General features: G+C 52.0%; 2 protein-coding genes and 1 pseudogene. All 3 read left to right on the top strand.

Annotated features, from left to right (window positions below):
• A pseudogene (locus GKG34_RS15530) lies at window positions 1-392 on the top strand (XRE family transcriptional regulator); the annotation flags it as partial.
• Window positions 376-1,041 carry a sigma-70 family RNA polymerase sigma factor gene (locus GKG34_RS15525; RefSeq protein ID WP_005946623.1) on the top strand — a complete coding sequence of 222 codons (666 nt, stop codon included), beginning with the start codon at window positions 376-378 and terminating at the stop codon, window positions 1,039-1,041. The pseudogene GKG34_RS15530 and the gene GKG34_RS15525, both read left to right, overlap by 17 nt.
• A gap of 64 nt (window positions 1,042-1,105) precedes the next feature.
• Window positions 1,106-1,636, top strand: a complete 531-nt coding sequence (locus GKG34_RS15520; RefSeq protein ID WP_154256863.1) for a sigma-70 family RNA polymerase sigma factor — start codon at window positions 1,106-1,108, stop codon at window positions 1,634-1,636.
• Window positions 1,637-1,660: the final 24 nt, after the last annotated feature.

Genomic DNA, 1,660 nt, shown 5'->3' with positions numbered 1-1,660 from the left:
TGCTGCGCACAAAGGTCAAGACCCCGGAAGCAGCCAAGGCTGCAAAAGACATCAACCTTCGGAGAAAGCCTGTGTACCAAGGCGACCTTGATGACATTGAAATGTACTTCATGGCGGCAATCAAGGAAATCAAAAAGGGTATCGGGAGCCATTACGCCGAACAGGAAGCCATGAGCAAGAAAGCGGCAGAGAAAATGTTCACCGAATTGACCAAAGGGCAGGATGTGCAGCACCCAACGATTACGGCAGAGCAGTTGACGGATGCAATGTTGGACAGTGTTTCGGGCATGGAAGGAGCCACGCCGGAGGCACTGGAACAGTTGCGGAACGGCCTGCTGGGAATCTTGCAGTCTGCCGCAGAGCAGGAAAACGCCCATGAAGCAGACGAATGAACGGCTTTGTGCGCTGGCACAGAAAGGGGACGCCACCGCACTGGACAGCCTGATCGAAAACAACAAGTCCTTTATTGGCAAGGTGGCAAATGACCTTTTCCGCAGCATGGATCTGGCACAGTCCGGCCTGAACCTTGACACGGACGATTTGAAACAGGCGGGCAATCTGGGCTTCTGGAAAGCTGTGCCGAAGTTCGATGCAGCGCGCGGCATGAAGTTCCTGACCTATGCGGCTCCTGCCATCCGCAACGCCATGATGGACATGGTGCGGGATGCCTTTGCCGCTTTTGAGCAGCGGATGGTAACGGAGGACAAGGACGGTATCTGCTACCAGCGCGTTTCGCTGAACGATGTTCTGCCGGGAGAAGAGCAGCTGCGGCGCATCGAAGCCATAGCCGACCCTTATGCCATGCAGCCGCAGAGTATTATGGAAGAGCAGGAATCGCGCCGGGAACTGTACGATGGCCTGAAACGGCTGACCCAACGGGAGCAGACCTATCTGCTGTACCGCTATGGCTTCACCGATGGTGAGGAACATCCTTTGATCGGTACGGCGATATACTTCCACCTGACAAAAGGCCGCGCCCAAAAGACCGAGGAACAGGCCATGGATAACCTGTGGCTGGAACTGCCGTGGTGGTTTATATGAATGGGCAGAGAGGAATTGTGTCAAATTGACATAATTCCTCCCGATAAGAGGGATGTGGGCGAAAATGCTGGCAATGTATCTGGCAGTTCTGGATGACCGGAGCAGCGAAGAACAATTTATAGATGTATATAATACCTACAAGCGGCTGGTCTACCATACCGCTTACAAAATTATGGGCGATTCATATCTGGCAGAAGATGTGCTGCAAGAGTTTTTTTTGTACGTTGCCAAAAATTTTTCTAAAATTCATCGAGAAAACTGTCACGAACTCGCCGCTTATCTCGTTAGTTGTAGTAGAAGCCGTGCATACGATATGCTTCGCAAGCAGCGAGAAGAACCATTAGAAGAAATCCCAGACGTGCCAGATGATGCCCCGGTGCCGGATGATGCAGTAGTCAGCACCGATAACATCCAACACCTGACAGAACTGATCGGACAGATGAAACCAATGTATCGTGCCCCACTACGTCTTTTGGCAATGGGCTACACCAACCGGGAGATTGCCGAATCGCTTGGACTGACGGATGAAGTGGTTCGGATGCGGCTTTTCCGTGGAAGAAAACTATTGTGGAAGGAGTTGAACAGCCATGAGTGAGAGGGCAGAAGTTTCTTTTGATGC

Origin of the sequence: Faecalibacterium sp. BIOML-A4, from assembly GCF_009679665.1 — a bacterium.
In the GTDB taxonomy this organism is placed as follows: Bacteria; Bacillota; Clostridia; order Oscillospirales; family Ruminococcaceae; genus Faecalibacterium; species Faecalibacterium taiwanense.
The sequence above is the reverse complement of the archived record's forward strand: the minus strand, read 5'-3'. Positions and strand labels throughout refer to the sequence as shown.

Excerpts from the sequence above, each read along its gene's own strand:
- GKG34_RS15525 (WP_005946623.1), top strand. The coding sequence starts at position 376 with ATGAAGCAGACGAATGAACGGCTTTGTGCGCTGGCACAGAAAGGGGAC.
- GKG34_RS15520 (WP_154256863.1), top strand. The coding sequence starts at position 1,106 with ATGCTGGCAATGTATCTGGCAGTTCTGGATGACCGGAGCAGCGAAGAA.